This window comes from Bowmanella yangjiangensis (assembly GCF_017255015.1).
GTDB lineage: Bacteria > Pseudomonadota > Gammaproteobacteria > Enterobacterales > Alteromonadaceae > Bowmanella > Bowmanella yangjiangensis.
The window spans coordinates 1-677 of record NZ_JAFKCS010000418.1; the positions used below are offsets into that span (position 1 = coordinate 1).

Here is a 677-nt window from a genome sequence, read left to right on the forward strand (position 1 = left end):
GAATCATTTACCGATGAGGCTCAGGTTAGTACGCCACGGGCGTGTGGTGAAATGCGCTGTGTCCATGGCCTCGATAGCCTGCGCGCATGAAAGGTTCTCGTGTGAAAGCGCCCGCCTATTCACTTCTCCCGCTTGCCTGCGGCGCGCTAGAGTGCCGCTCTTCATCACAGGGAGTCCCGGTTCATGCACATCCGCGATATCGCCTTCGGCATCACCGACTGGTCCGCCGTCACGCCAACCGAGCACCTGGGCGAAACCGGTCTCGCGCGCTGGAGAACCTGCCAGTTTGGCGAGGTGCGGGTGCGCATGGTCGAGTACTCACCGGGCTATCTGGCCGACCACTGGTGCCGCAAGGGCCATGTGCTGTTGTGCCTGGAGGGCGAGCTGCATACCGAACTGGAGGATGGCCGCGTCTTCGTGCTGCGTCCGGGCATGAGTTATCAGGTGGCTGACGACGCCGAGGCGCACCGTTCCTTCACCGAACAGGGTGCACGGCTGTTCGTGGTCGACTGAACCCTCGCCCGCCGTGGCAATTTGCCTTGCCTATTCATGAGTCTGATGGAGGGCGGTGTCCCCGGTCTTCCTCGCTACACTCTCTGGCATTCCCACAGGACATGTAAGGCAGGTTCGCTATGCAAAACCGCATGATGATCACGGGGGCCGGTTCCGGCCTGGGG

Annotated in this window: 1 protein-coding gene; it reads left to right on the plus strand. The window is 62.0% G+C overall.

Annotated features, from left to right (window positions below; all coding sequences use genetic code 11):
• Positions 1-183: 183 nt before the first annotated feature.
• A complete protein-coding gene (locus tag J0A65_RS24905) occupies positions 184-513 on the plus strand; it encodes a DHCW motif cupin fold protein (RefSeq protein WP_206596916.1) in 330 nt (109 codons plus the stop codon).
• Positions 514-677 lie beyond the last annotated feature (164 nt).